At 65.9% G+C, this 24,362-nt stretch carries 23 protein-coding genes; 8 read left to right on the plus strand and 15 right to left on the minus strand.

The genetic code is table 11. The annotated features are described in order from the left end of the window. Positions 1-78 precede the first annotated feature (78 nt). The 6 genes from XI08_RS27835 to cobS all read right to left on the minus strand — a co-directional run bounded on the left by XI08_RS27835 (position 79) and on the right by cobS (position 6,588). Positions 79-1,191: an NADH:flavin oxidoreductase/NADH oxidase gene (locus XI08_RS27835; RefSeq protein ID WP_271576822.1), complete on the minus strand. Its 1,113-nt coding sequence runs from the start codon at positions 1,189-1,191 to the stop codon at positions 79-81. A 283-nt stretch (positions 1,192-1,474) separates the two neighbouring features. After that, complete coding sequence (locus tag XI08_RS27840; RefSeq protein WP_271576823.1) at positions 1,475-2,173, minus strand: hypothetical protein; 699 nt, start codon at positions 2,171-2,173, stop codon at positions 1,475-1,477. 31 nt (positions 2,174-2,204) lie between these two features. After that, positions 2,205-3,275: an esterase-like activity of phytase family protein gene (locus XI08_RS27845; protein ID WP_271576824.1), complete on the minus strand. Its 1,071-nt coding sequence runs from the start codon at positions 3,273-3,275 to the stop codon at positions 2,205-2,207. Continuing rightward, positions 3,272-5,179, minus strand: coding sequence for a cobaltochelatase subunit CobT (gene cobT / locus XI08_RS27850; RefSeq protein WP_271576825.1), 1,908 nt, complete (start codon positions 5,177-5,179; stop codon positions 3,272-3,274). Before cobT ends, XI08_RS27845 begins: the two co-directional genes overlap by 4 nt. Next, the gene (locus XI08_RS27855) at positions 5,176-5,586 is read right to left on the minus strand and encodes a GNAT family N-acetyltransferase (RefSeq protein ID WP_027545236.1); all 411 of its coding nucleotides are present in this window, start codon (positions 5,584-5,586) and stop codon (positions 5,176-5,178) included. The genes cobT and XI08_RS27855 overlap by 4 nt, the downstream gene beginning before the upstream one ends. Before the next feature lie 3 nt (positions 5,587-5,589). Beyond that, positions 5,590-6,588 (minus strand): cobaltochelatase subunit CobS, encoded by a 999-nt coding sequence (gene cobS / locus XI08_RS27860; protein WP_008144548.1) that lies wholly within the window; start codon positions 6,586-6,588, stop codon positions 5,590-5,592. Positions 6,589-6,885: 297 nt separating this feature from the next. Here cobS and XI08_RS27865 point away from each other — a divergent pair, with 297 nt between their 5' ends. Beyond that, positions 6,886-7,545 carry a DedA family protein gene (locus XI08_RS27865; protein WP_271576826.1) on the plus strand — a complete coding sequence of 220 codons (660 nt, stop codon included), beginning with the start codon at positions 6,886-6,888 and terminating at the stop codon, positions 7,543-7,545. A 159-nt stretch (positions 7,546-7,704) separates the two neighbouring features. Here the strand turns inward: XI08_RS27865 and XI08_RS27870 are convergent, their stop codons facing one another. Next, complete coding sequence (locus tag XI08_RS27870; RefSeq protein WP_271576827.1) at positions 7,705-8,922, minus strand: citrate synthase family protein; 1,218 nt, start codon at positions 8,920-8,922, stop codon at positions 7,705-7,707. Positions 8,923-9,000: 78 nt separating this feature from the next. Here XI08_RS27870 and XI08_RS27875 point away from each other — a divergent pair, with 78 nt between their 5' ends. Both XI08_RS27875 and XI08_RS27880 read left to right on the plus strand, forming a co-directional pair. Next, complete coding sequence (locus XI08_RS27875; RefSeq protein ID WP_271576828.1) at positions 9,001-10,095, plus strand: citrate synthase/methylcitrate synthase; 1,095 nt, start codon at positions 9,001-9,003, stop codon at positions 10,093-10,095. Positions 10,096-10,318: 223 nt separating this feature from the next. After that, positions 10,319-11,365, plus strand: a complete 1,047-nt coding sequence (locus XI08_RS27880) for a sensor histidine kinase (RefSeq protein WP_271576829.1) — start codon at positions 10,319-10,321, stop codon at positions 11,363-11,365. Here the strand turns inward: XI08_RS27880 and XI08_RS27885 are convergent. Beyond that, the gene (locus tag XI08_RS27885; RefSeq protein ID WP_135174899.1) at positions 11,362-11,994 is read right to left on the minus strand and encodes a J domain-containing protein; all 633 of its coding nucleotides are present in this window, start codon (positions 11,992-11,994) and stop codon (positions 11,362-11,364) included. The two genes, XI08_RS27880 and XI08_RS27885, sit on opposite strands and share 4 nt — an antisense overlap. Positions 11,995-12,101: 107 nt before the next feature. On the opposite strand from XI08_RS27885, the gene XI08_RS27890 reads away from it, so the two are divergent. Next, the gene (locus XI08_RS27890) at positions 12,102-12,377 is read left to right on the plus strand and encodes a BolA family protein (RefSeq protein WP_027545241.1); all 276 of its coding nucleotides are present in this window, start codon (positions 12,102-12,104) and stop codon (positions 12,375-12,377) included. 158 nt (positions 12,378-12,535) lie between these two features. Here XI08_RS27890 and XI08_RS27895 read toward each other — a convergent pair whose 3' ends face one another. The 3 genes from XI08_RS27895 to XI08_RS27905 all read right to left on the minus strand — a co-directional run bounded on the left by XI08_RS27895 (position 12,536) and on the right by XI08_RS27905 (position 15,701). Further along, positions 12,536-13,840 (minus strand): HlyC/CorC family transporter, encoded by a 1,305-nt coding sequence (locus XI08_RS27895; protein ID WP_027545242.1) that lies wholly within the window; start codon positions 13,838-13,840, stop codon positions 12,536-12,538. A gap of 92 nt (positions 13,841-13,932) precedes the next feature. Continuing rightward, a complete protein-coding gene (gene aroB, locus XI08_RS27900) occupies positions 13,933-15,081 on the minus strand; it encodes a 3-dehydroquinate synthase (RefSeq protein ID WP_271576830.1) in 1,149 nt (382 codons plus the stop codon). Continuing rightward, the gene (locus XI08_RS27905; protein ID WP_271576831.1) at positions 15,078-15,701 is read right to left on the minus strand and encodes a shikimate kinase; all 624 of its coding nucleotides are present in this window, start codon (positions 15,699-15,701) and stop codon (positions 15,078-15,080) included. Before XI08_RS27905 ends, aroB begins: the two co-directional genes overlap by 4 nt. Positions 15,702-15,883: 182 nt before the next feature. Here XI08_RS27905 and XI08_RS27910 point away from each other — a divergent pair, with 182 nt between their 5' ends. The 4 genes from XI08_RS27910 to XI08_RS27925 all read left to right on the plus strand — a co-directional run bounded on the left by XI08_RS27910 (position 15,884) and on the right by XI08_RS27925 (position 20,401). After that, positions 15,884-16,030 carry a hypothetical protein gene (locus XI08_RS27910; RefSeq protein WP_035669499.1) on the plus strand — a complete coding sequence of 49 codons (147 nt, stop codon included), beginning with the start codon at positions 15,884-15,886 and terminating at the stop codon, positions 16,028-16,030. Between the two features lie 17 nt (positions 16,031-16,047). After that, positions 16,048-17,007, plus strand: coding sequence for a site-specific tyrosine recombinase XerD (xerD, locus tag XI08_RS27915; RefSeq protein ID WP_271576832.1), 960 nt, complete (start codon positions 16,048-16,050; stop codon positions 17,005-17,007). A 324-nt stretch (positions 17,008-17,331) separates the two neighbouring features. After that, on the plus strand, positions 17,332-18,294 hold the full coding sequence (locus XI08_RS27920) for an acetyl-CoA carboxylase carboxyltransferase subunit alpha (protein ID WP_271576833.1): 963 nt from the start codon (positions 17,332-17,334) through the stop codon (positions 18,292-18,294). A 523-nt stretch (positions 18,295-18,817) separates the two neighbouring features. Continuing rightward, positions 18,818-20,401 carry a L,D-transpeptidase family protein gene (locus XI08_RS27925; protein WP_271576834.1) on the plus strand — a complete coding sequence of 528 codons (1,584 nt, stop codon included), beginning with the start codon at positions 18,818-18,820 and terminating at the stop codon, positions 20,399-20,401. 218 nt (positions 20,402-20,619) lie between these two features. Here XI08_RS27925 and XI08_RS27930 read toward each other — a convergent pair whose 3' ends face one another. From XI08_RS27930 to XI08_RS27945, 4 genes are read right to left on the minus strand one after another with little or no spacing between them, the layout of a single operon-like run. Further along, positions 20,620-21,315, minus strand: a complete 696-nt coding sequence (locus XI08_RS27930) for a branched-chain amino acid ABC transporter ATP-binding protein (protein ID WP_271576835.1) — start codon at positions 21,313-21,315, stop codon at positions 20,620-20,622. After that, the gene (locus tag XI08_RS27935; RefSeq protein WP_271576836.1) at positions 21,308-22,042 is read right to left on the minus strand and encodes an ABC transporter ATP-binding protein; all 735 of its coding nucleotides are present in this window, start codon (positions 22,040-22,042) and stop codon (positions 21,308-21,310) included. The genes XI08_RS27930 and XI08_RS27935 overlap by 8 nt, the downstream gene beginning before the upstream one ends. After that, positions 22,029-23,138 carry a branched-chain amino acid ABC transporter permease gene (locus tag XI08_RS27940; protein WP_271576837.1) on the minus strand — a complete coding sequence of 370 codons (1,110 nt, stop codon included), beginning with the start codon at positions 23,136-23,138 and terminating at the stop codon, positions 22,029-22,031. Before XI08_RS27940 ends, XI08_RS27935 begins: the two co-directional genes overlap by 14 nt. Positions 23,139-23,144: 6 nt before the next feature. Then, positions 23,145-24,362: a substrate-binding protein gene (locus XI08_RS27945; RefSeq protein ID WP_271576838.1), complete on the minus strand. Its 1,218-nt coding sequence runs from the start codon at positions 24,360-24,362 to the stop codon at positions 23,145-23,147.

Below are 24,362 nucleotides of genomic sequence, written 5' to 3' on the forward strand. Positions count from 1 at the left end.
GGATGCGTGAGGGGCGGCCGCGATCTCGCAACTAACCTATCGAGTTACTCCCTATGGTTATGCCGCAGTCCTCGCGCCTCACCTCGCCCCGAACGTCGTCTTGCCGAACAGCGCCTTCTGCGTCGATGGCTGCGAGCGCCAGTATTGCGGCGGGGCTTCGACCTCGCCGCCGAGCTCGGCGGCGGCGTGCCAGCCCCAGCGCGGGTCGTAGAGCATGCCGCGGCCGAGCGCGATCATGTCGGCCTTGCCGGAGGCGACGATCTCCTCGGCGTGCTTGGCATCGGAAATCATGCCGACGGCGATGGTGGGCAGTCCCGTCTCGCGGCGGATGGCGTCTGCGAACTGCACCTGATAGCCGGGGCCGAGCGGAATCTTCTGCAGCGGCGAGACGCCGCCGGAGGAGGCATCGATCCAGTCGATGCCTCGCGCCTTCAACGCGCTCGCGAATTCGATGGTCTGCGCCAGATCCCAGCCGCCCTCGACCCAATCGGTCGACGACACCCGCATGCCGATCGGCTTGTCGTGCGGGAAGGCGGCGCGGACCGCGTCGTAGATCTCGAGCGGGAAGCTCATGCGGTTTGCGAGCGAACCGCCATACTCGTCGGTACGCCGGTTCGAGATCGGCGACAGGAACTGATGCATCAGATAGCCGTGCGCGCCGTGCAGCTCGATGGCGTCGATGCCGATACGCTCGGCGCGTTTCGCGGCCTCGACGAAGGCCTCGCGGATGCGCATCAGGCCCGCGGCATCGAGCGCCAGCGGCGCGGCCTCGCCCTCCTTGTGCGGCAGCGCGCTTGGGGCCACCGTCTGCCAGCCGCCTTCACTGACCGGGATCAGCTGGCCGCCGTCCCAGGGCCGCGCGCTGGAGGCCTTGCGGCCAGCATGGGCGAGCTGCATCGCGACCGCGGTGGAGGAATGCTTGCGCACGGAGGCGAGGATCTGCTTCAGCGCGGCTTCGGCGGCATCGCTGTAGAGCCCGAGGCAGCCCGGCGTGATGCGGCCGATCGCCTCGACATGGGTCGCCTCGATGCAGAACATCGCCGCGCCCGACAGCGAAAGATTGTTGATGTGGGTGAAGTGCCAGTCGGTCGGAACGCCGTCCTCGGCCGAATACTGGCACATCGGCGACACCACGACGCGGTTCTTCAACGTCAGGCCGCGCAGCTTGATCGGGGAAAACAGGGCGCTCATGCGGGGGAGTTCCGGGGGATGAGAGGGGAGATTAAGGGGAGTGTAGTGAGGGATGCGCGAATTTCCAGCGGCGTGGCAAGCATGCCCGCCAGCGAGGCCATGCATTGCGCGCGTCATATGATCACGGGATCGTGCCGCGATCTCCGCCGTCGTCCCTGCGAACGCAGGGACCCATAACCCCAGGGAGAGGTTTGACGAAGACTGGTGGTTCGGGACTTCTACCATCCGCAATCGATAAATCACGCGGTATGGGTCCCTGCGTTCGCAGGGACGACAAAGGCCCCTACTCAAGTTCCTCGAACTGGCCCGCCCTGGGCTTGCCCATGCGGATGCGGCCGTCGGGCAGCAGCTCGCTGTCGGCCTCGGCGGAAAACTGGATGGTGGTGCGGCCGTCCTTCATCGCTGTCGCCTTGCCGAGCGGCCCGAGCTTGTCTGCGAGCGCGGCGTCGTCGAGCACGAACACGCGGTAGTCGGTGAGATGGAAGCGCCGCGGCGCCTGCCAGGTCAGCGCGGGGACCGATGTGCGCATATCGCCGTCGGTCTTGCGATCGATGCTGCGGCCGGTCGCGTCGCGAAACAGGTCCGGCGCATCGACGAGGCGCGCGCGACGGCCGTCGATGGCGTAGAGGTTCAGCGTGACGATATGGCGCTCGCTGCGGAAGGAGACGGCGACGGTGCGCGAATCGGCCGACCAGGCGGCGTGGAACGCATCCGGCGCGGTGTCGAGGATGTTGTCGTCGTTGACGTTGTCGAGCGTCATCAGCCGGCGATGGCCAGGCTCCGCCATCAGATAGATGCGAAAACCCTCGCCGCCGGTCTCGCCGCCGCCATGGGCGGCGACGGAGAGTTTCCCGTTCGGCGCGCGGCCGCCCAGGATGATGGCGTATTCGTTCTTTCCATACCGGTGCTCGGCCGTCGCAAAGGCCGGCGACAGCGCGGCGAGCGTGAGGGCAAGGGCGAGGATGGCGCGGCGGAAGGGCATGAGGGTGTGTCGCGATACGGGCGGCGAACGTTCACTCCACAAGCGTGAACTGGAGCAGCAGCGTACGCTGGAGCAATGAAAAATTGTCGTCCGAGACCAGCGTCAGCACGGTCTCGCCCGCGGGCGTGACGTGGGCGTCGATGCCTTCCATGTTGTCGACCTCGTGGCCGAGATCGGCGGCGAACAGCGCAGGCCCGTCGACCAGCGCGTTGGGCGCGATGGATTTCAGGGGGATCGACCGGATGCGGATGTTAATGCCGGTGAACCAGGAGAATTTGCGTTCGAGGATGAGAAGCTCGCCGGACGGCAGCAGCACCGCATCGCTGATGTCGAATTTTTCGGTGCGGCGGACGCTGAACTGGCCGGGCGACGGACCGCCGATCAGGAACGCGACCAGATTGCCGTCGGCGTCGAGCCCGCGCTCGGAGAAGGCGATCAGGCTGCCCGCGAGCGGCTGGCCTTTCGGCACGACGACCATCGCTTCGAGCCCCTTGTTGGTGGGCAGCTTCCGCACGGCCGCCGGCGTCGGCACCACCTCGCCGCGGGCGCGCGTGCCGCCCTTGGCGAAATCGAAACGCAGGATCTGGTTGACGCGCTCAAGCCCGACATAGACGACATTGCCGTCGCGCGCGAGCGACTCGGTGTCGTACCAGAACCGCTTCTCCGTGATCGGCCGGCCCTCGGAATTGAGCATCGGGGATGCCTCGACATCGTCGAGCCCGATCATCTTGCCGCCGGAATAGCGGATGCTGCCGGTGAACCAGCCGCCCTGGTCGGAGATCGCGAGGAAGCGCTCGCCCTTGGCGTCGAGCCGGATGCCGGACAGGCCGCCGAAGCCGCGATAGGGCGAGGTCAGCACCAGGCCGCTGCGATACTCCAGCGAACCGAAGCGCGTGCGCGAACGGTCGCGCGGCTCGAAACTGGCGATCGGCCGCGCGTTGACCTCGATGCTGACCGGCTCGGCGACGGCGCGCTCGACCTGGAGCGGGCGCGGCGGCGGCTCGGTCGTGGCTTGCGCCTGCGCCAATCGGGACAGTGCGAAAGTGGAAAATCCCGCCGCCGCGTGGCCAAGGAAGCTGCGGCGGGATCGATGGGTGCTCACGAATGCAGTTTGCGTCGCGGCCGGCCGGCCGGCTGGCTCGGCGCGGTGTTGGTCTCGCTGAACAGTTCGGCAAGCTTCTCGGTGATGGCGCCGCCGAGCTCCTCGGCGTCCACGATCGTCACCGCGCGGCGATAGTAGCGCGTGACGTCATGGCCGATGCCGATCGCGATCAGTTCGACCGGCGAGCGGGTCTCGATCTCCTCGATGATGTAGCGCAGGTGCCGCTCGAGATAGTTGCCGGCGTTGACCGACAGCGTGGAATCGTCGACCGGCGCGCCGTCCGAGATCATCATCAGGATCTTGCGCTGCTCGGGCCGGCCGAGCAGGCGCTTGTGCGCCCAGTCCAGCGCCTCGCCGTCGATGTTCTCCTTCAGCAGTCCCTCGCGCATCATCAGGCCAAGATTTTTCCGCGCACGGCGCCAGGGCGCGTCGGCGGACTTGTAGATGATGTGGCGGAGGTCGTTGAGACGGCCGGGATTGGCCGGCTTGCCGGCGGCAAGCCACGCCTCACGCGACTGCCCGCCCTTCCAGGCGCGCGTGGTGAAGCCCAGAATCTCGACCTTGACGCCGCAACGCTCCAGCGTGCGCGCGAGAATGTCGGCGCAGGTCGCCGCGACCGTGATCGGGCGACCGCGCATCGAACCGGAATTGTCGAGCAGCAGCGTCACCACGGTGTCGCGGAACGTCGCCTCCTTCTCGTGCATGAAGGACAGCGGATGATAGGGATCGGTGACGACGCGCGACAGCCGCGCGGGGTCGAGGATACCCTCTTCGAGATCGAACTCCCAGGCGCGGTTCTGCTGCGCCATCAGCTTGCGCTGCAGCCGGTTGGCGAGCCGGGCGACGATGCCCTGCAGATGCGCGAGCTGCTTGTCGAGATAGGCGCGCAGGCGCTCCAGCTCGTCATGGTCGCAGAGATCTTCGGCCGCGATGACTTCGTCGAACTTCGGCGCGAAGGCGTGATATTCCGGCCCGCGCGGCTCGTTCTTCCCGTGCGAATTCGGCCGCGTCGCCTCGCCCGGCGTCTCGTCGTCGCCGAGTTCGCCGTCGTCGAACGTGTCTGAGGTCGAGGCCTGCGCGCTTTCCATCGCGCTCTCGCTCATCTCCTCGCTCGACGCCTGCGCCTGGTCGGCGCCCATGTCCTGGGCGGCATCGGAATCGGGCGAGCCCTCGGCGCCGGACTGGTCGTTGTCGCCGTCGCGGTTTTCGTCGTTGTCGTCATTCTCTTCGCTGTCGGCATTGCGCTCGTCGCCGAGCTCGAGCGCGGACAGGAGGTCATGCACGGCGTCGCCGAACCTGGCCTGGTCCTCGACCACGCCATCGAGCCGGTCGAGCCGCTTGCCGATCTTGTCTTCGAGAATCGGCCGCCAGAGATCGACCATCTTCTTCGCAGCCGTCGGCGGCGCCATGCCGGTCAGGCGCTCGCGCACCAGCATCGCCAGCGCGTCGGCCAGCGGCGCGTCGGCGCGGTCGGTGATCTCGTCGAACTTGCCGCGATGGAAATGATCGTCGAGCATCGCGGTGAGGTTTTTCGCAACGCCCGCCATGCGGCGCGCGCCGATGGCCTCGACGCGAGCCTGCTCGACCGCCTCGAACACGCCGCGCGCCTGCGGATTGCCCGGCATCAGCTTGCGATGCAGCTTCGGATCGTGACAGGCAAGCTTCAGCGCGATGGAGTCGGCGTGGCCGCGCACGACCGCGGCGTCACGCTTGGTCATCTTGCGCGCCGGCTCGGGCAGCCGCGCCTTGCCCGGCGCAAGGCCCGGCCGCTCGGCGGCAAAGGAGACCTCGAGCTCGGGCGATTTCGCGATCGCCTTGAGGCAGGAGGCCACCGAGCGCTTGAACGGCTCGGTCGGCGCTTCCTTGCTGTTACGGAATTTGGAATTGGATGATGATGTGCTCATAGCGACTTCGTAAACGAATGGCGCGTCACGCCGCCGGGATAGCCCTTGAGAGTGCCGAATTCCTCGTACCCGCAGGAACGATAGAAGCCCGGCGCCTGGAAACTCATCGTGTCGACATGGGCCTGGATCGCGCCCTGCCGTCTTGCCTCGTCCTCGATCGCCGCGATCAGCTTCGTGCCAAGCCCCTTGCCGCGCTGCTTCTGGTCGATCCAGAAATACTGGATGAACAGAACCGTGGCCCAGAGATGCCCGACGATGCCGCCGACGATCTTGCGGCCGTCCTTCAACGAGACCGCGATGCTCTTGGCCCTCTGCTTCCCGAACTGCTCGTCGTTATAGGCGCCGAGCCCGGCGAGCACAGCCTTCTTGGTGGTCCCAATGGTGCGCTCGACGGTGATGGTTGGCATGGCCTAGCTGAGCGCCACGTTGACCGCCGATTCCGGCAGCTCCGCGTTGAAGCAGCGCTGGTAGAACTCGGCCACCAGGGGACGCTCGAGCTCGTCGCACTTGTTGAGGAAGGTGACGCGGAAGGCGAAACCGATATCGCCGAAGATGTCGGCGTTCTCCGCCCAGGTGATCACCGTGCGCGGGCTCATCACCGTCGACAAATCGCCATTGGCGAAGGCGTTGCGGGTGAGATCGGCAAGGCGCACCATCTTGTTGACGATGTCGCGGCCTTCCTGGGTGCGATAATGCTTGGCCTTCGCGAGCACGATCTCCACTTCCTCGTCATGGCTGAGATAGTTCAGCGTGGTGACGATCGACCAGCGGTCCATCTGGCCCTGGTTGATCTGCTGGGTGCCGTGATAGAGGCCCGAGGTGTCGCCGAGGCCGACCGTGTTGGCGGTCGCGAACAGGCGGAAGGACGGATGCGGCTTGATCACCTTGTTCTGGTCCAGCAGCGTCAGGCGGCCGGAGACCTCCAGCACGCGCTGGATCACGAACATCACGTCCGGGCGACCGGCGTCGTATTCGTCGAACACCAGCGCGACGTTGTGCTGAAGCGCCCAGGGCAGGATGCCGTCGCGGAATTCGGTGACCTGCTTGCCGTCGCGGACCACGATCGAGTCCTTGCCGACGAGGTCGATACGGCTGATATGGCTGTCGAGGTTGACGCGCACGCACGGCCAGTTCAGGCGGGCGGCGACCTGCTCGATATGGGTGGATTTGCCGGTACCGTGATAGCCGGTCACCATCACGCGGCGATTGCGGGCGAAGCCGGCGAGAATGGCGAGCGTGGTGGCGCGGTCGAAGCGGTAGTCGGAATCGACTTCGGGCACGTGAGGATCGACTTCGGAATAGGCCGGCACTTCGAGATCGCTGTCGATCCCGAACACCTGGCGCACCGACACCTTCATGTCGGGCAAACCGGAAACTTCCTCAACTTTGGACAGAGCGGCGGTCGTCATCAATCCTCCGAGGTCCCGGGCGATCCCGAGACCAGTTATTGCACGGTGGCTGCGGCTGGGTGCGTTTGCGAACCTATCAGAGACAACGTGCGGGCAGAAGCCCGCCCCGCAATCAAAGTTCCATTGTCTTTTCATTTAGATAGGCAAGGAGCGCGATTTTTGGAAGGCTGCCCTGCGAATCCCGCTCGAATTTCAGGCGGGTCAGCTGGCCTGCCCACGCGAATGGCACTTTTTGCCGCCTCACCTTACTTATGTAGGGTCTGAACCCGCCTGGCCCCGCCCAACACGAAAGCCGACGTGACGTCATTCCTCGATCCCTTCATCTTGTTCGTTTCGGCCCATGCGTGGCTGGCTTATCTGACCCTGTTCCTGGCGGCGCTTCTGGAAGCCGTTCCGGTGGTGGGATCGGTGGTCCCGGGCTCGACCATCATCCTGGCGCTCAGCGCCCTGGTCCCGGGCGGCGAGCTGAAGCTCGGCTGGGTGCTGCTGGCGGCAGCGACCGGGGCCGTGCTGGGTGACGGCTCGGCCTACTGGATCGGGCACCGGCAGCAGCGCGAGATCCTCAACACCTGGCCGCTGACCAATTATCCGCGCGTGGTCGAGGAGAGCGAGAGCTTCTTCCACCGCTTCGGCACCTGGGCCGTGTTCTTCGCCCGTTTCGTGCCGCCGATCCGCGCGTTTGTCCCGGTTACGGCCGGCGCGCTCGGGATGCCCCCTGCCCGCTTCTACGCGATCAACATCCCGGCAATCCTGGTCTGGGCCCCCGCGCATGTGCTGCCGGGCGTGCTGGCCGTGTCGGCCCTGCACGAATATGCCGGGCTGCATCATCACGGGCATGTCGGCAAGCACATCTGGATTTTGACCGTGGCGGCCGTGGCGATCGTGCTGGGCGTGGCGGTCTGGATCTATCGCCGGCGGAACGGGGCCGGTGTCGCCGAGGCGAAGCCGCGGGGTTGATGGCGCCACACCGCAGGTGTCGTCCCTGCGGACGCAGGGACCCATAACCACAGGGAGTGGTTTGGCGAAGACTGGCCGTTCGGTACGCCTGCCGGTCGCAATCGATAGATCACGCGGTATGGGTCCCTGCGTTCGCAGGGACGACTGCGCAGAGATGTTCTAACCACCCCCCGCCCTCCGCCCCGGCGCCGGCCCCACATACCTTGCCCTTGGCCTGATCAGCTTGCCGAACTGCAATTGCTCGCTGGCATGGGCGATCCAGCCGACGTTGCGGGCCATCGCGAACAGGGCGAGCTCGCTGCCGGCAGGCAGCCGCAGGGCATGCACGAGGACGGCGAGCGCATAGTCGATGTTGACGAATTCGCCGGTCGCCTCCGCAATCCGCTCCGGCACTTCGCGCGTGAATTTGCGCGGCGCGCCGGCGCGCGAGAGCGCATTCAGCAGCGATTGCGCGCGGGGATCGCCGCGCTTGTAGACGCCGTGGCCGAAGCCGGCGAAGCGCTCGCCGAGCGCGACGCGTTCGCGCACCACGGGAGCGACGTCGCGGTCGACCAGCGTTTTCACCAGCTGCGAAGCCAGCACGCCGGCGCCGCCATGTTTCGGCCCCTTCAGCGCGGCGAGGCCGGCAATGACAGCGTCGTAGAGATTGAGGCCGGTCGAGGCCGCGCAGCGCGCGGTGAAGGTCGAGGCGTTCAGCTCATGATCGGCGAGCAGAACCAGCGCGCGGCGGATCAGATCGGGCGCATGCTTGTTGTCCGCCGCCCAGACGCGCGCGACCTGCTGATGCAACGGCTCGGCCGAGGCTTCCGCATTGAGCATGGTTGCAACCAGCAGGCGGACGATGCGCGCGCCGACCATGGCGCGGCCATCGGGTGCACGGGTGAAGGCGCGGGGATCGGCGCTCGCGGCCAGCGCCAGCACGGCGATGGCCCGGTCGATCGGCGCCGCCCGCCGCGCTGCCCCTGCGATCGTACGCATCTCCTCGGATATCTCGGGCTGATTATCGGGCGCAAACGGATCGACGCCGGAGACGTCCCAGAGCAGCGTTGCCGTGTGTTCCAGCGTGTCGTTCTCGGCGAGATCGACGCAATTGACGCCGCGATAGATCGCGCCCTCCTCGGTGATGGTCGAGATCTCCGTGTCCATGACCGGCAGGTCGGCATCGAAGCTGCGCAGCCCGCGCGGCTCCGGCGACGGCACCCGGCGCTCCTTCAGGGCGCGGACATCCTCGGCGCGGTAGCGGTTCTTGCGCGAATCCGGCGTCGGCTCGGAGCGGATCAGGCCGCGGCTGACATAGGCGTAGAGCGTGGCCGGCGAGATCGCGAGCTCGGCGGCGGCCTCCCGGGCGGAGAGATAGAGCTCATCGGAATTATTCATATTGATTTATGTAATCAAGATTGATCAATCTGTCGAGAGGCCCGACTTTTGTCCTGCGTAGAACAGGAGATTTGGGCCATGAACATCCACCTCACCAAAAGCCAGATCGGGCTGGACGGCGTCCCCGCGGCCGAGACCGTGCTGAGCCATGTCGACGGCGAGCGCGGCGAGCTGATCATCGCCGGCGAGCATGTCGGCCGGCTGGCCGTCAAGTCGAGCTTTGAGGGCGTCACCGCCCGGCTCTGGAACGGCGCCAGCAAGACCTCGCTGAGCGAGGCCAATGTGCGGGCGAGCCTGGGCGCCGCACGCGAGCGTGCCTTCGCGCGGCTCGCCGACCTGCTGCCGGCGACGCACGGCATGGGGATCGTCGACGGGTTTCGCGTGGCCGTTGCGGGCCTTCGCGCCGAGCACGGGCTGGAACATGAGGCGACCATCGTCGGCGCGTTTCCGGTAATCGCCGGCGCGCTGGTGCGGCGCGCCAAGGGGCTCGAGCCGGTCGCGCCCGATCCGAGCGCGAGCCACGCCGCCGACACGCTTCGCATGCTGCATGGGCGTGCGCCGGCCTCTCGCGAGGTCACGGCGCTCGATGCCTATCTCGTCACCGTCTGCGACCACGGCATGAACGCCTCGACCTTCACCACGCGCGTGGTGGCCTCGACCCAGGCCGATCTGTTCGCGGCCGTCACCGCCGGCTATTGCGCGCTGACCGGCCCCTTGCATGGCGGCGCGCCGGAGCCGGTGCTGGAAATGCTCGACGCCATCGGTTCGCGCGAGCGGATCCAGCCCTGGGTCGACGCGGCGCTGGCGCGCGGCGAGCGCATGATGGGCTTTGGTCATCGCGTCTATCGCGTGCGCGATCCGCGCGCCGACGTGCTGAAGACCGCGATCGAGGCCCTCGCCTCCAACGGCGCCGACCTGCCCTTCGCCGGCGAGGTCGAGGCCTATATCCGCGCGGCGCTGCGCAAGAAGAACCCGGAGCGGCCGCTGGAGACGAATGTGGAGTTCTTCACCGCGATCCTGCTCGATGCGCTGGCGATTCCAAGGCAGGCGTTCACGCCGATCTTCGCGGTGGCGCGCGCCGCCGGCTGGACCGCGCATGCCCGCGAACAGCAGCGGACGGGACGGCTGATCCGGCCGAGTTCGTCTTACGTCGGGGCGATGCCAAAAGAATGATGCAGTGGCCCGGATGGAGCGAAGCGTAATCCGGGGAAGCCGATTGCTGTGCGAGAAAGTCCCGGATGACGCCGACGCTCCATCCGGGCCACGGCTGGTTGGCTGAACGCGCCAGCGCAACACGTCGCAAGAGGCCGTGATTGCGAGGACGGACTGGCGGCCATGCAGGAACGCCCGAGCGCCTGGCGACTTACCTATCTGCCCCCGGTAGATCAGGAACGCTATGCTGGACTTGTTAGGACATTCGGACGAGGCCAGAATCGGCGAGATCGCCGCCAGCTATGCGACGAGCCGGAGCGAGGCCGACGCCGATTCCGAAAGGCGCTTTCGCGACTTGCTCCAGGCGTTGCCCGCCGCGGTCTACACGACCGACGCAGACGGCCACATCACGTTCTTCAATCGCGCCTGCGTCGATTTTGCCGGACGCACGCCAAAGATCGGCGAGATGTGGTGCGTGACATGGAAGCTCTACCTGCCTGACGGCACGCCGCTCCCCCACGATGAATGCCCGATGGCCATCGCGCTCAGGCAGAACCGGCCCGTGCGCGATGTCGAAGCCGTGGCCGAACGGCCGGACGGTTCCCGGATCTGCTTCATGCCGTACCCGACGCCGCTGCGCGACAAACGCGGCCGATTGGTTGGGGCGGTGAACATGCTGGTCGACATCACGGCCCGCAAGCAGGCCGAGCAGCGGATGATGCTCCTCACCTCCGAGGTCGACCATCGTTCGAACAATTTGCTCGCAGTGGCTCAGGCGATGCTGCGGCTGACGAAGGCAGACACCGCAGAAGAGTTCCAGACCGCGTTTCAGGGCCGACTCAGCGCCCTTGCCAACGTGCAGAGGCTGTTCTCGGCCTCGCGCTGGACCGGCGCGAATCTGAAGACCATCGTCGAAGAGGAACTGCGGCCCTACGCAAGCCGGGACGGCGAGCGGATCAGGATCGCGGGAGACGACGTCCATCTGCCGCCTACCCTCGCCCAGTCGGTCGCGGTCGCGCTGCATGAGCTGGCGACCAACGCTGCCAAATACGGGTCGCTGTCGACGCCTTCGGGCACGTTGGAGATCCGCTGGGCGGCCAATGATGCAGAGCCCCTCGTGCTGCATTGGTCGGAGAGCGGCGGTCCCCGGGTCAACGAGCCGCCGACGCGCAGGGGCTTCGGGGTCGGCGCGATCGATGGCATCATCCGGACCTTGCGAGGAAAGGTTACTCGGCAGTGGAGGCCGGAAGGACTGGTTTGCGAACTGTCCTTCCCCGAGGTCGCCGCCTAGGCCTCCCGCACGACCGTCTTCAGATAATTATACGCCTTGATGATCTCGATCAGGCGGTCTTCGGTGGAGCGGTCGCCGCCATTGGCGTCGGGGTGGTGCTGCTTCACCAGCGCCTTGTACTTGGTCTTGACGTCGGCGAGCGTGGCACTGGGACCGAGGCCCATGACCTGGAGCGCCTTGCGCTCGGCGTTCATCACCTTGCGCGTCTCGGCCTTGGGCTGGGCGTCCGGCCCCTTCCGCCAGTTGGCGCGGCCGTTGATCTCGCTGAACATACTGAACGGATCGGACGCCATATCGATCTCGGCTTCCGCACCCTTCTTGCCGCCATTGGCACCCATCTTCCAGGTCGGACGGTGGCCGGTCAGCGCATCCTTCTGGTAGCGCGCGACGGCGTCGGCATTCATGCCGGAGAAGAAATTGTAGTTCTGGTTGTACTCGCGCACGTGGTTCAGACAGAAATGCCAGTACTCGCGCTGGTTCTCACGCCCCTTCGGCGCGCGGTGTGCGCCCTTGTTCTGGCACCCGGCCCATTCGCACGCGACCGCGGTGTCGCGCGGCTTCACCTCGGGCTGCTTGCCCCGCGGCTTGACGCGAATGGAGTCGAAGAACTTTGATGAATCGATCGGCATGGCTGACTTTGACTACGCAATGCAAAAACCTTCAAGTCTTGACATTGCAATTAGCTGCGAACCCGGCAAATAACGGAGTGCGATCTCTGCACCTGAATGGCACACACATGGCTATGAGCGATACTATCAGCAACAAGTTGCAGGAAGCTTTCACGCCGGAAAGCCTGCAGGTCGTCGACGAGTCACACCTGCATGAGGGCCATGCCGGCCATCGGCCGAGCGGCGAGACGCACTTTCGCGTTTATATTGTGTCTCAAGCCTTCAAAGGGAAGAGCCGGGTCGATCGCCATCGCATGATAAATGCGGCGCTGGCCGCGGAACTCTCCGGCAGCGTGCACGCGCTCGCGATCCACGCGCAGGCGCCGGGGGAAGGCGGGAGCTAGCTCGCCAATTCGGCTGTCATGCCCCGCCACCGGGTCTCGCCTTCGGCGAGCCCGATGACAGGCTCCGGCGGGGCATCCAGTAAACACTGCTGGCGAGATTCAATTGATAAGCCGCGGCGTGCTGGATCGTCCGCCTGCGCGGACGATGACACCGTGCGTCAAAACGACGTCCCGGCCCGCCTCGGCTTTGCCTCCTCCAGCTCCGCCTCGCGCGGCACCGGTGAAATACGGAGCGCGGTGATGCGGTTGCGTTCGCGGCGCAGGACGCGGAAACGGAAGCCGTGGAACGTGAAGCTCTGGCCGCGATCGGGGATCGAGCGCGCCTCGTGAATGACGAGGCCCGCGACCGTGGTTGCCTCTTCATCGGGCAGATGCCAGTCCATGGCGCGATTGAGATCGCGGATCGGCACCGAGCCGTCGACCACGACCGAGCCGTCAGGCTGGGCGCGCACGCCGGCGACCACGACGTCGTGCTCGTCGGAAATGTCACCGACGATCTCCTCCAGAATGTCTTCCAGCGTCACGAGACCTTCGACTTCGCCGTACTCGTCGACGACCAGCGCGAAATGGGTCTTGCGCCGGCGGAACGCCTTGAGCTGCTCGGAGACCGGGCGCATCTCCGGCACGAACCAGGGCGGCAGCGCGATGGTGGAGACGTCGATGCGCGAGGTGTCGCCTTCGGCGGCGCGGATCGCGCGCAGCAGATCCTTGGCGTGGAGCACGCCGATGATGTTTTCCGGCTTCTCGCGCCAGAGCGGAATGCGGGTGTATTCGGTCGCCAGCACCTCGCGCACCAGCTCCTCCGGCGGCAGGTCGGCGTTGATCATCATCATCTCGGTGCGATGGATCATGACGTCGGAGACCTGGAGCTCGCGCAGGTCCAACAGGCCGCCGAGCATGTCGCGGTCCTGCTTCTCGAACTTGCCCTCGTGATGCAACAGGTCGACCGCGCCGCGCAGGCGCTCGGTCGGCGACAGGATGGCCTGGTGCTCGCCGGCGAGGCCGAACAGGCGCATCAGGAGGCGCACGATGACTTCGACGATCTTGAGCAGCGGCCCCAGCACATACATGGTCAGCCGCATCGGGCGCGCGACCGCAAGCGCCATGCGGTCGGGCGCGTTGATGGCGATGGTCTTGGGCAGCACTTCCGCGAAGATCACCACCAGCGCGGTCATCACGCCGGTGGCGTAGAGCACGCCGACATCGCCGAACCAGGACGTGAAGATGGCGGTGGCGAGCGCGGAGGCGCCGATATTGGCGATGTTGTTGCCGAGCAGCAGCGCGCCGATCAGGCGCTCGCGCATGTCGAGCAGCTGCGAGACCACGTCGGCGTCGTGATTACCCTGCTTGGAGAGTCGCAGCATGCTGGCGCGCGAGGCGCCGGTCAGCGCGGTCTCGCTCGCGGCGAAGAACGCCGAGACCAGCAGGCAGAGGACGACGATGGTGAATCCGAGCCAGTCCATGAACCACTCAAGTTTCTTGTCTTGACGCGTTTTCCTTGCGCGAACCGGTCCCCACTTCGCTCGAAAACGCTTTCACGAAGTTCGGCCGCGCGTCACGCCTTGTGAGCGAGCTTCTCTTTCAGGAAGTCGCGCACCGGGGCCGGCTCGACATCCTTTGCGATCACGGCGCGCCCCACAGCCTCGAGCAGGATGAAGGTGAGCTTGCCGCGCTTGACCTTCTTGTCCTGCGCCATCAGGGCCATCAGCGCGTCGGCATCGGCAAGCCCTTCCTGCGAAAAGCCCGCGATGTCCTGCAAGCGGGTCGGCAGTCCGGCCTCAATGAGATGCCGCTCGACGCGCGCCGCGTCGGCCTCGCGGATCATGCCGAGCTTCGCCGAGAATTGCGCCGCCAGCGTCGTGCCGATCGCGACCCCCTCGCCGTGGAACAGGCGGTCGGAGAAGCCGGTCGCAGCTTCGAGCGCGTGGCCGAAAGTGTGGCCGAGATTGAGCAGCGCGCGCTCGCCGGTCTCGCGCTCGTCGCGCGAGACCACGCCGGCCTTGGCGCGGCAGGAGGTCGCGATCGCGTGCTCGCGCGCCGAGCCGCCCTTGAAGATGTCGGCGTGATTCTTTTCCAGCCAGGTGAAGAAGGCCTCGTCGCCGAGCACGCCGTATTTGGCGACCTCGGCATAGCCGGCGCGGAATTGCCGCGGCGACAGCGTGTCGAGCACGGCGGTGTCGGCAATCACCAGCACCGGCTGGTGGAAGGCGCCGAGCAAATTCTTGCCCTGCGGCGAGTTGATGCCGGTCTTGCCGCCGACGCTGGAATCGACCTGTGCCAAGAGCGAGGTCGGCACCTGCACGAAATCGACGCCGCGGCGCAGGATCGCGGCGGCAAAGCCGGCGAGATCGCCGACCACGCCGCCGCCGAGCGCGATGACGAGATCGTTGCGCTCGATCCTGGCCGCGATCAGGGCTTCGCTGACCTTTTCGAGGCCGGCATAGGTTTTCGAGATCTCGCCTTCCTCGACCACGATGCGCGAGGTCGGAATGCCGGCGGCCGCGAGCGATGCTTCCGTCGGCTCGAGCCAGTGTTTTGCGACGGTGCGATCCGTCACGATCGCGGTGCGCACGCCGGGCCGTAAGCGCGCGACCCGTTCGCCGAGCGAGGCCAGCACGCCACGGCCGATGACGATGTCATAGGCGCGGTCGCCGAGCGCGACATCGACGTTGACGGGGTCGGAATGTTTCAGGGGCGCGGTCATCGTACGGCACTCGCAACGTCGGCAGGTGGCTGGGACGCCTGCTCACCGCAAAGATGCGCGCGCAGCGTCTCGATGCATTCCTCGACGATCTTGTCGTGCGGCACGTCGCGGGAGGCGATGGTGAGGTCGGCATGGCTGTAGACAGGTTCGCGCTCGGTGAGCAGGCGCGTCACCGTCCCTTCCGGATCGGCGGTCTGGAGCAGCGGACGATCGGCGCGGCGGCGAACGCGGCGCATGATGACGTCGTGGTCGGCCTTGAGCCAGATCGAGACCGCCTTCGCCGCGATCCGGGTCCGCGTCTCCTCGCGCATGAAGGCGCCGCCGCCGGTCGCCAGCACCACCGGGCCGCCGTCGAGCAGGCGCGCGATCACCCGCGCCTCGCCGTCGCGGAAATGGGCCTCGCCATGGCGCTCGAAGATCTCTGGTATGGTCATGCCGGCCGCTGCCTCGATCTCGGTGTCGGCGTCGACGAAGGGCAGCTTGAGCCGGGCCGCCATGCGGCGGCCGATGGTGGATTTGCCCACCCCCATCATGCCGACGAGCACGATCGAGCGCGCCCCGAGCGCCGACAGGATGTCGGCCTCAGGCGAAGCTTGTATCGGCGACGCGGCGTCGGACATGGGTCTCGCTCTGGATCTCGCTCTGGATCTCGCTCGATCTGCCGCCAAAAGCGGCCTGCTTTGGCCACCTATACGACCCCGAAGGGGGCCTCGCCAGAGGACTCTTGCCACGAAACGGCGAACATGTTGGATGATTTCATTGGTTAATTTGCCGGCCTGGACCTTTACCGAGACCTTGCACGATGCCCAGCCTGTTCCGCTTCCTGACGGTCGTCGCCGTGATCGCCGGCATCGTCTATGGCGTGGTCTTTGCGCTGGCGAACTTCGTCAATCCGAAGCCGCGGGAAATGACGGTGACGATCCCGCCGGATAAGTTTCTCAAGAAATAGGAGCTAGCCTCCAGGGCATGCGTGCAAAGCCCTCAGACAGCAAGCTCACCGGCCTGTTCCTCGACATGCTCGCGGCGGAACAGGGCGCCGGCCCCAATACGCTCGATGCCTACCGCCGCGATCTCACGGACTTCTCCGAGTTCCTGGGCCGCGTCGGCCACAATTTTGCGGATGCCGAAACCCAAACGCTGCGCGACTATCTCGCCGATCTCGACACGCGTGGCTTCAAATCCACCAGCGTCGCGCGCCGCCTGTCGGCGATGCGGCATCTCTACCGCTTCCTCCTGAACGAGCGCATTCGCACCGACGATCCCGCCGCGATCCTGTCCGGCCCCAAGCGCGGCCGCGGCCTGCCAAAGGTGCTGTCGATCGCGGATGTCGACCGCATGCTCCGTCGCGCCAAGGAATTGAGCGAGGCGGAGGAGGCATCGCCCTCGAAGCGGCTGCGCGCCTTGCGGCTCTATTGCCTGCTCGAGGTGCTCTACGCCACCGGCCTGCGCGTCTCCGAGTTGGTGGCGCTGCCGCGTACGGCGGCCAAGCGCGACGCCCGCATGATCGTGGTGCGCGGCAAGGGCAACAAGGAGCGCCTGGTGCCGCTCAACGAGGCCTCGCGGCAGGCGATGGCGGATTATCTCGCCGCGACCGAAGCCGCGAAGACGGAGAAGAAGAAAGACGGCCTCGCCGCCTCGAAATGGCTGTTCCCCTCGTTCGGCGAGAGCGGGCACCTGACCCGGCAGCATTTCGCCCGCGACCTCAAGGAGCTCGCGATCGCCTCGGGCCTGCAGGCGCGGCTGGTCTCCCCGCACGTGCTGCGCCACGCCTTTGCCAGCCACCTGCTGCACAACGGCGCGGACTTACGCATCGTGCAGACCCTGCTCGGCCACACCGACATCTCGACCACACAGATCTACACCCATGTGGTCGAGGAGCGGCTGAAGAGCCTGGTGCGCGACCTGCACCCGCTGGCGGAGAAATAACTTGTCGTCGTCCCGGCGGACGCCGGGACCCATACCGCGTGATCTATCGGTGAGGGCCGGTGTCAGTCCCGCAGAAAGACCGCATCATTCCGAGTCTTCGCCAAATTCTCCCTGTGGTTATGGGTCCCGGCGTTCGCCGGGACGACAGCGGTGGCCGAAACCGCCTTGACTTCGGCCACATCTCCGCGGAAAGAGCCGTGGCCTCACGATTGATTTGGCGGGCGGCCCAGAAGCCCACAAGCCAACTCATTGAAGAAGCTACACTTCTTTCCGCAGGTCTGAAACCGCTTCGCCGCCTCGCCCCGTCCTCCCTATATTGAGTTGATGCAAGACCAGATGCGCAGCTATCTCGACTTCGAAAAGCCCGTCGCCGAGCTCGACTCCAAGGTCGACGAGCTGCGGACGCTCGCGGCCTCCGGGACCGACATCAGTGACGAGATCGGGCGGATCGAGGACAAGGCGGGGCAGGCGCTGGCCGACCTCTATACGAACCTGACGCCGTGGCAGAAGACGCTGGTCGCGCGGCATCCGCAGCGGCCGCATTTCAACGATTTCATCACGGGCCTGATCACCGAGTTCACCCCGCTCGCCGGCGACCGCAAGTTCGGCGAGGACGAGGCCCTGGTCGCCGGCTTCGGCCGTTTCCGCGGCGAGCCGATCTGCGTGATGGGCCAGGAAAAGGGCGATTCCACCGAGAGCCGCATCCGGCACAATTTCGGCATGGCGCGGCCCGAGGGCTATCGCAAATGCGTGCGGCTGATGGAGATGGCCGAGCGGTTCGGCCTGCCGGTGCTGTCGCTGGCCGATTCCGCCGGCGCCTATCCCGGCATCGGCGCCGAAGAGCGCGGCCAGGCCGAGGCGATCGCGCGCTCGACCGACGCGTGCCTGTCGCTGGGCGTGCCGAACGTCGCCATCATCACCGGCGAAGGCATGTCGGGCGGCGCCATCGCGATCACCACTGCCAACCGGGTGCTGATGCTGGAGCACGCGATCTACAGCGTGATCTCGCCGGAGGCCGCCTCCTCCATCCTCTGGCGCGACGGCACCAAGGCGCAGGAAGCCGCCAACAACATGAAGATCACCGCCCAGGACATGCTCCGCTTCGGGGTGATCGACAGCATCCTGAAGGAGCCGGTCGGCGGCGCCCACCGCGACCCCGCCGCCATGATCGCCACCACCGGGGATGCCATCGCCAAGGCGTTTGAGGAGCTCCACGGCCTCGACGCCGACGCCATCCGCAAGCAGCGGCGGCAGAAATTCCTCGATATCGGCCGGAAACTGGGCTGATTCGGGCGGGTTTGGTCCCGTCGGACCCATCGCCCTCCGCCGTCGTCCTGGCGAAAGCCAGGACCCATACCGCGGAATCTCTCGATTTGGGGCGCTGGGAGTACCGAACGACGAATCTTCGCCAAACCACTGCCTGGGGTTATGGGTCCTGGCTTTCGCCAGGACGACACTGAATTTGACGCCCGGGCAAACCACCCCAGACTAATCCCGGTAACCCCGCATTAACCCTTTTTCTGCCCAAATCGGCGATCTCTGTCTGGATCGGGCCGGAAGGCCCAAGTAAGGCCCAAAGTCGCGTCCATTTAGTCTCTGTTGACCATGCCATTGGGCCAACGGGCTCGTGATCCCCGCTCGGGTTGCGACCACATGACCCAGAGGTTAGAATTTTAATTAATGGCTTCAGGGCATAAGCGCTGGAGCGTGGTTTGAAAAAGCCCGTCACGACGGGTCCGGATCTCCGGTCGGATCATGCTCCAAAGAATTGGGGTTCGCGCTCTCTGCCCGGCACGGTGTGGGGTCCATCTTGATTTCTCGTTCGCTTGCTCGCGCGCTCTTGGCTTCGGTTGCGCTGCTGACGGCCAGTGTTCTGCTGGCCGGCTGCGACACCGATCAGGTGTCGCTCGCGACCAACGCCAAGGCCAACCAGCCGGTGCCGCCAAAACTTCTCGCCGCGATGGTCGAGAAGGACATGGACCTGCAATCGCCGATCCTGGTCCGCCTGTTCAAGCAGGAAGCCGAGCTCGAGGTCTGGAAGCAGACCCGCAACGGCCAGTTCGCGCTGCTCAAGACTTATCCGATCTGTCGCTGGTCGGGCGATCTGGGTCCGAAGGTGCGCGAAGGCGACCGCCAGGCGCCGGAGGGATTCTACTCGATCAATCCGGGCCAGATGAATCCGCAGTCGGCCTATTACCTCTCGTTCAACACGGGCTATCCGAACGCGTTCGACAAGGCTCTGGGCCGTTCCGGCTCGCAGCTGATGGTGCATGGCGACTGCTCTTCGCGCGGCTGTTACGCGATGACCGACGAGCAGATCGCGGAGATCTATTCGCTCGGCCGCGAGTCCTTCTTCGGCGGCCAGAAGGCGTTCCAGCTCCAGGCCTATCCGTTCAAGATGACGCCGGTGAACATGGCCAAGCACCGGAACAATCCGAACATGCCGTTCTGGAAGATGATCAAAGAGGGCTATGATCATTTCGAGGTGACGCGGCAGGAGCCGAAGGTCGATTTCTGCGAGAAGAAGTACGTGTTCGACGCGGCGAAGACGCCCGATGCCAAGCGCGATCCGGTGTTCGACGCGTCCGCAAAGTGCCCGGCCTATGTGATCCCCGAGGAGATCGCGAGCGCCGTGCGCGAGAAGGACGCGCGCGACCAGGCCGAGTATGCCAAGCTCGTCGCCAAAGGCACGCCGGTGGCACGCATGAACACCGGCATCGACGGCGGCATGAACAAGATCTTCGCCGCCAAGATTCCGGAAGGCTCGACCGGCCTGTCGGAGGGCGCCGAAGGCACCACGCTGCAGATGCTGGCGATGGCGAAGGCGCCGGGCACGATCCCCGGCCACGTCAATCCGCCCAAGCCGAATCTCGACGCGGCCGCGCCCTCGCCGCAGGAAGAGCCGGTCGTCGCCGTCAGCGCACCCGCGACCAGCACCCGCGTTGCGGCCGCTCAACCGGTCGAGAAATCACAGGAAAAATCCCAAGAGAAATCCCAGGGTGGCGGCTTCTTCTCGAACCTTGGCCGCAAGATGGGCCTCGGCACCGCCGACACCACGGCGACGACGCCTCCGCCGCCGCAAGCCACCGCGTCCGTAGCCCCGGCTACCACGTCCACGACGCCGCCAACCGCAGCGTCGCGTCTGAAAGCCGCGGTGACCCGGTTCGTGCCCGGCCGCGACACGACCAAGGACGCAGCGAAGGACGCGCCGAAGCCGGCTGTTGCCGCCGCAAAGCCCGCCGAGCCGCCAAAGCCCGACACCCGCCTCGCCGCAACGCGCCCGGCGCTGAAGTCGACGGTGTCGGATGGCGCCGGTGAAGCGACGCAGATCATGGGAGCGGCGCCGGTGGTGCAATCGAACTCGTTCGACAGCCGCTTTGGGGCGGTGAAGTAGACAACGGCTCTCGCTTCGGTCTGCTCAATCGACAATTTCCCACCGTCACCCTGAGGTGGCCGCTTCTCAGCGGCCCTCGAAGGGCGACGGCCCCGCTGGCAGCTCGGCCATTCATCCTTCGAGGCTCACGTTGCGATGCGGTCGCATCGCAAGCCTCGCACCTCAGGATGACGGGATTGGCAGAGTGCGTTGCTGGGGAGACGAAAGCGACATCAGGTCTACGGCGCCAGATACCGCAGCAGCTCCGGATTGCCCCTCACATCGGTCGCCTCCCCCTGCAGTGCGACCCTTCCGCGGTCCAGCACGTAGGCATAATCGGCGACGCGGAGTGCGAGGTCGAGGTGCTGCTCGACGATGATGACGGCGATGTTCTTCGCGAGCTCGATCAGGCGCTCGGTGATCTCCTCGATGACGCCGATCCAGACGCCTTCGGTCGGCTCGTCGAGCAGCAGCAGTTTTGGATCGCCCAGCATGGCGCGGCCGATGGCGAGCATCTTGCGCTCGCCGCCCGAGAGCGTGCCGGCCGGCTGGTCGAGGCGCTGGCCGAGTTTCGGGAAGATGGTCAGCACGTGGTCGACGGCGTCGGCCTTGCTGCTCGCGAGCGAGCCGACGGCGAGATTGTCGCGTACCGACAGGCGCGCGAACACCGAATGCTCCTGCGGGACGTAGCCGATGCCGGCGCGCACGCGCTCCTGGGTCGCGCGGCGGCTGATGTCGCGGCCGTCGAAGGCGACCTCGCCCTTCCACGCCGGCAGCTCGCCGACGATGGTCTTCATCAACGTGGTCTTGCCGGCGCCGTTGCGCCCGAGCACGGCGACGCCACCACGCCAGGGAATGCCGAGGTTGACGTCGAACAGGACCTGGCTGCGGCCATAGCCGGCGTCGAGATGCTTGATGTCCAAAAATTCAGGCACGGCGCAGATAAATCTCCTGGACGGATTTGTTGGCCTGGATCTCGGACACGGTACCTGACGCCAGCACCTTGCCCTGGTCGAGCACGGTCAGGCGATCGCAGATGTCGCGGATGAAATCGAGGTCGTGCTCGACGATGACGAGCGAGCAATGTTTTTTGATCGGCTGGAGCAATTCGCCGGTGACGCGGCGCTCTTCCAGGCTCATGCCGCCGGTCGGCTCGTCCAGCAGCAGCAGCTTTGGCTTGCCCGCAAGCGCCATCGCGATCTCCAGCCATTGCTGCTGGCCGTGCGACAGCGCCGCCGCCGCATCGAAGGCGCGATCGGCGAGGCGGAACTGCGTCAGCATGGTCATGACCTGGTCGTGCAGGAGCCTGCGCGTGCGCGAGAACAGGAGGTCGAACAGCGAGGACTGCGCCTGGAGCGCGAGCAGGATGTTGTCGTAGAGCGTCAGCGTCGGCAGCACGCTGGTGATCTGGAATTTCAGGCTCATGCCGGCGCGGGCGCGCTCGGTCGGCGTGAACGCGGTGATGTCGGTGTTGACGAAACTCACCTTGCCCAGCGTCGGCACCTCGGCCCCGGCAATGCACTTCATCAGCGTGCTCTTGCCCGAGCCGTTCGGGCCGATCAGGCCGTGAAACTCGTTCTCGCCGACGGTGAGGGCCGCGCCGTCGAGCGCGGTGAGCTTGCCGAAGATCTTTTTGATGCCCGCGGCCTCAAGGAGCGGCATTGCGCTTCTCCTTTCCGGTCTGCTTCTTGTTCTCCTTGGGCTTCGCACCGAAGCTGCCGACACGTTCGCGCTCGCCCAGCACGAAGCTGATCAGGCCGAGCGGCCGGAACAGGATCACGAGCAACAGCAGCACGCCCAGGATGATCGGCCAGATATCGCGATAATTGTCGGACAGCCAGAAGCTGACGCCTTCGACGATGACGGCGCCGATGACCGCACCGATCAGCGTGCCGGAGCCGCCGAACAGCACATAGAGCACCACCTGCGTCGAGACGACGACGCCGACCATGTTGGGCCATACGAAACCCTCATGGAAGGCATAGAGGCTGCCGGCGAGCCCTGCGATGGCGCCGCCGATGGTGAAGATGATCGCCTTCAGATGCTGCGCCTTGTAGCCGAAGAAGGCGATGCGCTGCTCGTTCTCGCGAAGACCCGCGAGCGCGAGGCCAAACTGTGAGCGCACCAGGAAGCGGCAGAGCAGATAGACCACGACGAGGATGCCGAGCACGAGATAGTAGAACGCCGGCCCTTCCGAGAACTCGTAGCCTCCAAGCGTCATCGGCGCGATCGAGGGAATGCCGTTCTGGCCGCCGAGATAGTACCAGCCGCGCGCCAGGCGATCGGCGGCGTAGGAACCGGTGAGCGTGCCGAGCGACACGAAGATCACGCTGGAGGGATGCCGGCCCAGCAGCAGGAAGCCGCCGAGCAGCAGCGCGAAGGTGAGGCCGATGATGGTGCCCGCGGGCAGCACCAGGAAGATGTTGGTGATGTCCAAGTCGCGCGCGAGCAGCGCGACGCCATAGCCGGCCGAGCCGAAGAACAGGGCCTGGCCAAAGCTCATGATGCCGGCATAGCCCCAGACCAGATCGAACGACAGCGCGAACAGCGCGAGGATGATCACCCGCGTCGCGAACACCGTGAGATAGTCCTGCAGCACCAGCGGCGCGAGCAGCGCCGCGACCAGCACGACGCCCTCCACGATCGGCAGGACGTTTCGTCCTGCCGCGACCTGTACCGCTGCCGCGCGTTCAGCCATCGCATCGTCCGCTTCGTCGCCGGCGATGGCCTCTCTTACCACACTCATCGACTTCGGCATTCCGCCTCAGCATTCCTTGGGATCGACCAGACCGTCGCTGCGTCCGACGATCTCGTAGTTCCCGCCCTTGGCGACCGCGGTGTACATCTTCATCTTGCAGTGCCGCTTGCCCGGCACCATCTCGGCCGGTCCCCCGGGGCCCTCCGCGATCTTGGCATGGTCGAGCGCGGCGGCGACCGATTCGCGGTCGATCTTGCCCGCTTCCTTGACGGCCGCCTCCCACAGCTTGAGGCCGCGATAGGTGCCGGTGGCGGCGCTGCCGGCAGCGAACAGGAAATTGCCCGGAAAGTCCTTCTCGTAGGCCGCCTGGATTTTTGCGTCGAACGGATTCTCCTTGGTCAGCACCTTGAAATAGTCGAGGCAGCTTGCGAGGCCCTCGATCTCGGCGGCCTGGTTGATGTTGAGCGTGTTCTCGTCGTAATAGACGCAGGCGAGACGGCCGCCGTTCTTGAGGAAGCCCGCTTCATAGAGCTGCTTGAAGAACGGGCCGACGCCGGGCGGAATGACGGTGTTGAAGACGACGTCGACCTTGTTGGAGATGATGCGGTTGACGGTCGAGGAGAAGTCGACCTGGTCGAGCGGATAGTATTCCTCGAACAGGACCTCGCCGCCGTTCGATTCGATCACCTTGCGCGCGTAGACGTTGAGTGTGTGCGGCCAGACGTAGTTGGCGCTGGGCAGCGCGAACTTCTTGCCACCGTTCTTGATCAGCCAGGGGATGAACTCGTCGCACTGCTGCGCCGGCGTCGGGCCGGTGCAAAACAGATAGGGCGTGCATTCCTTGCCTTCGTAGAGCTGCGGATAGATGTAGAGCGTCTTGCCGCGCGCCACGATCGGATCCTTGATCGCGTTGCGCATCGAGGAGGTGATGCCGCCCAGCACCATGTCGACCTTGTCGCGCTGGATCAGCTTGCGGACGTTGCCGACGGCGACGGATTCGTTCGAGGCGGTGTCCTCGATATAGAGCTCGAGCGGACGGCCGAGCATGCCGCCGGCGGCGTTGATCTCCTTGATCACCATCTTGGCGACGTTGGCGTCGGCATTGCCCGCGTAGGCGATCGGGCCGGTGAGATCGGTGGCAATGCCGACCTTGATCGGGGCTTCGGCCGCATTGGCCCAGGGGGCCGGGATCACCCAGCTGCCGACGCCGGTTGCGACCGCGCCGGACGCAAAGGCGAAATTGGAGAGAAAGCGGCGGCGTGAGAGCTGCGTACGATCGAACAT

It is taken from the genome of Bradyrhizobium sp. CCBAU 11361 (assembly GCF_028128935.1).
Classification (GTDB): domain Bacteria; phylum Pseudomonadota; class Alphaproteobacteria; order Rhizobiales; family Xanthobacteraceae; genus Bradyrhizobium; species Bradyrhizobium niftali.

Coding starts and splice junctions, on each gene's coding strand:
- XI08_RS27835 (WP_271576822.1), bottom strand. CDS start 1,191: ATGAGCGCCCTGTTTTCCCCGATCAAGCTGCGCGGCCTGACGTTGAAG.
- XI08_RS27840 (WP_271576823.1), bottom strand. CDS start 2,173: ATGCCCTTCCGCCGCGCCATCCTCGCCCTTGCCCTCACGCTCGCCGCG.
- cobT (WP_271576825.1), bottom strand. CDS start 5,179: ATGAGCACATCATCATCCAATTCCAAATTCCGTAACAGCAAGGAAGCG.
- XI08_RS27855 (WP_027545236.1), bottom strand. CDS start 5,586: ATGCCAACCATCACCGTCGAGCGCACCATTGGGACCACCAAGAAGGCT.
- cobS (WP_008144548.1), bottom strand. CDS start 6,588: ATGACGACCGCCGCTCTGTCCAAAGTTGAGGAAGTTTCCGGTTTGCCC.
- XI08_RS27870 (WP_271576827.1), bottom strand. CDS start 8,922: ATGAATAATTCCGATGAGCTCTATCTCTCCGCCCGGGAGGCCGCCGCC.
- XI08_RS27875 (WP_271576828.1), top strand. CDS start 9,001: ATGAACATCCACCTCACCAAAAGCCAGATCGGGCTGGACGGCGTCCCC.
- XI08_RS27880 (WP_271576829.1), top strand. CDS start 10,319: ATGCTGGACTTGTTAGGACATTCGGACGAGGCCAGAATCGGCGAGATC.
- XI08_RS27885 (WP_135174899.1), bottom strand. CDS start 11,994: ATGCCGATCGATTCATCAAAGTTCTTCGACTCCATTCGCGTCAAGCCG.
- XI08_RS27890 (WP_027545241.1), top strand. CDS start 12,102: ATGGCTATGAGCGATACTATCAGCAACAAGTTGCAGGAAGCTTTCACG.
- XI08_RS27895 (WP_027545242.1), bottom strand. CDS start 13,840: ATGGACTGGCTCGGATTCACCATCGTCGTCCTCTGCCTGCTGGTCTCG.
- aroB (WP_271576830.1), bottom strand. CDS start 15,081: ATGACCGCGCCCCTGAAACATTCCGACCCCGTCAACGTCGATGTCGCG.
- XI08_RS27905 (WP_271576831.1), bottom strand. CDS start 15,701: ATGTCCGACGCCGCGTCGCCGATACAAGCTTCGCCTGAGGCCGACATC.
- XI08_RS27910 (WP_035669499.1), top strand. CDS start 15,884: ATGCCCAGCCTGTTCCGCTTCCTGACGGTCGTCGCCGTGATCGCCGGC.
- xerD (WP_271576832.1), top strand. CDS start 16,048: ATGCGTGCAAAGCCCTCAGACAGCAAGCTCACCGGCCTGTTCCTCGAC.
- XI08_RS27920 (WP_271576833.1), top strand. CDS start 17,332: ATGCAAGACCAGATGCGCAGCTATCTCGACTTCGAAAAGCCCGTCGCC.
- XI08_RS27935 (WP_271576836.1), bottom strand. CDS start 22,042: ATGCCGCTCCTTGAGGCCGCGGGCATCAAAAAGATCTTCGGCAAGCTC.
- XI08_RS27940 (WP_271576837.1), bottom strand. CDS start 23,138: ATGCCGAAGTCGATGAGTGTGGTAAGAGAGGCCATCGCCGGCGACGAA.
- XI08_RS27945 (WP_271576838.1), bottom strand. CDS start 24,362: ATGTTCGATCGTACGCAGCTCTCACGCCGCCGCTTTCTCTCCAATTTC.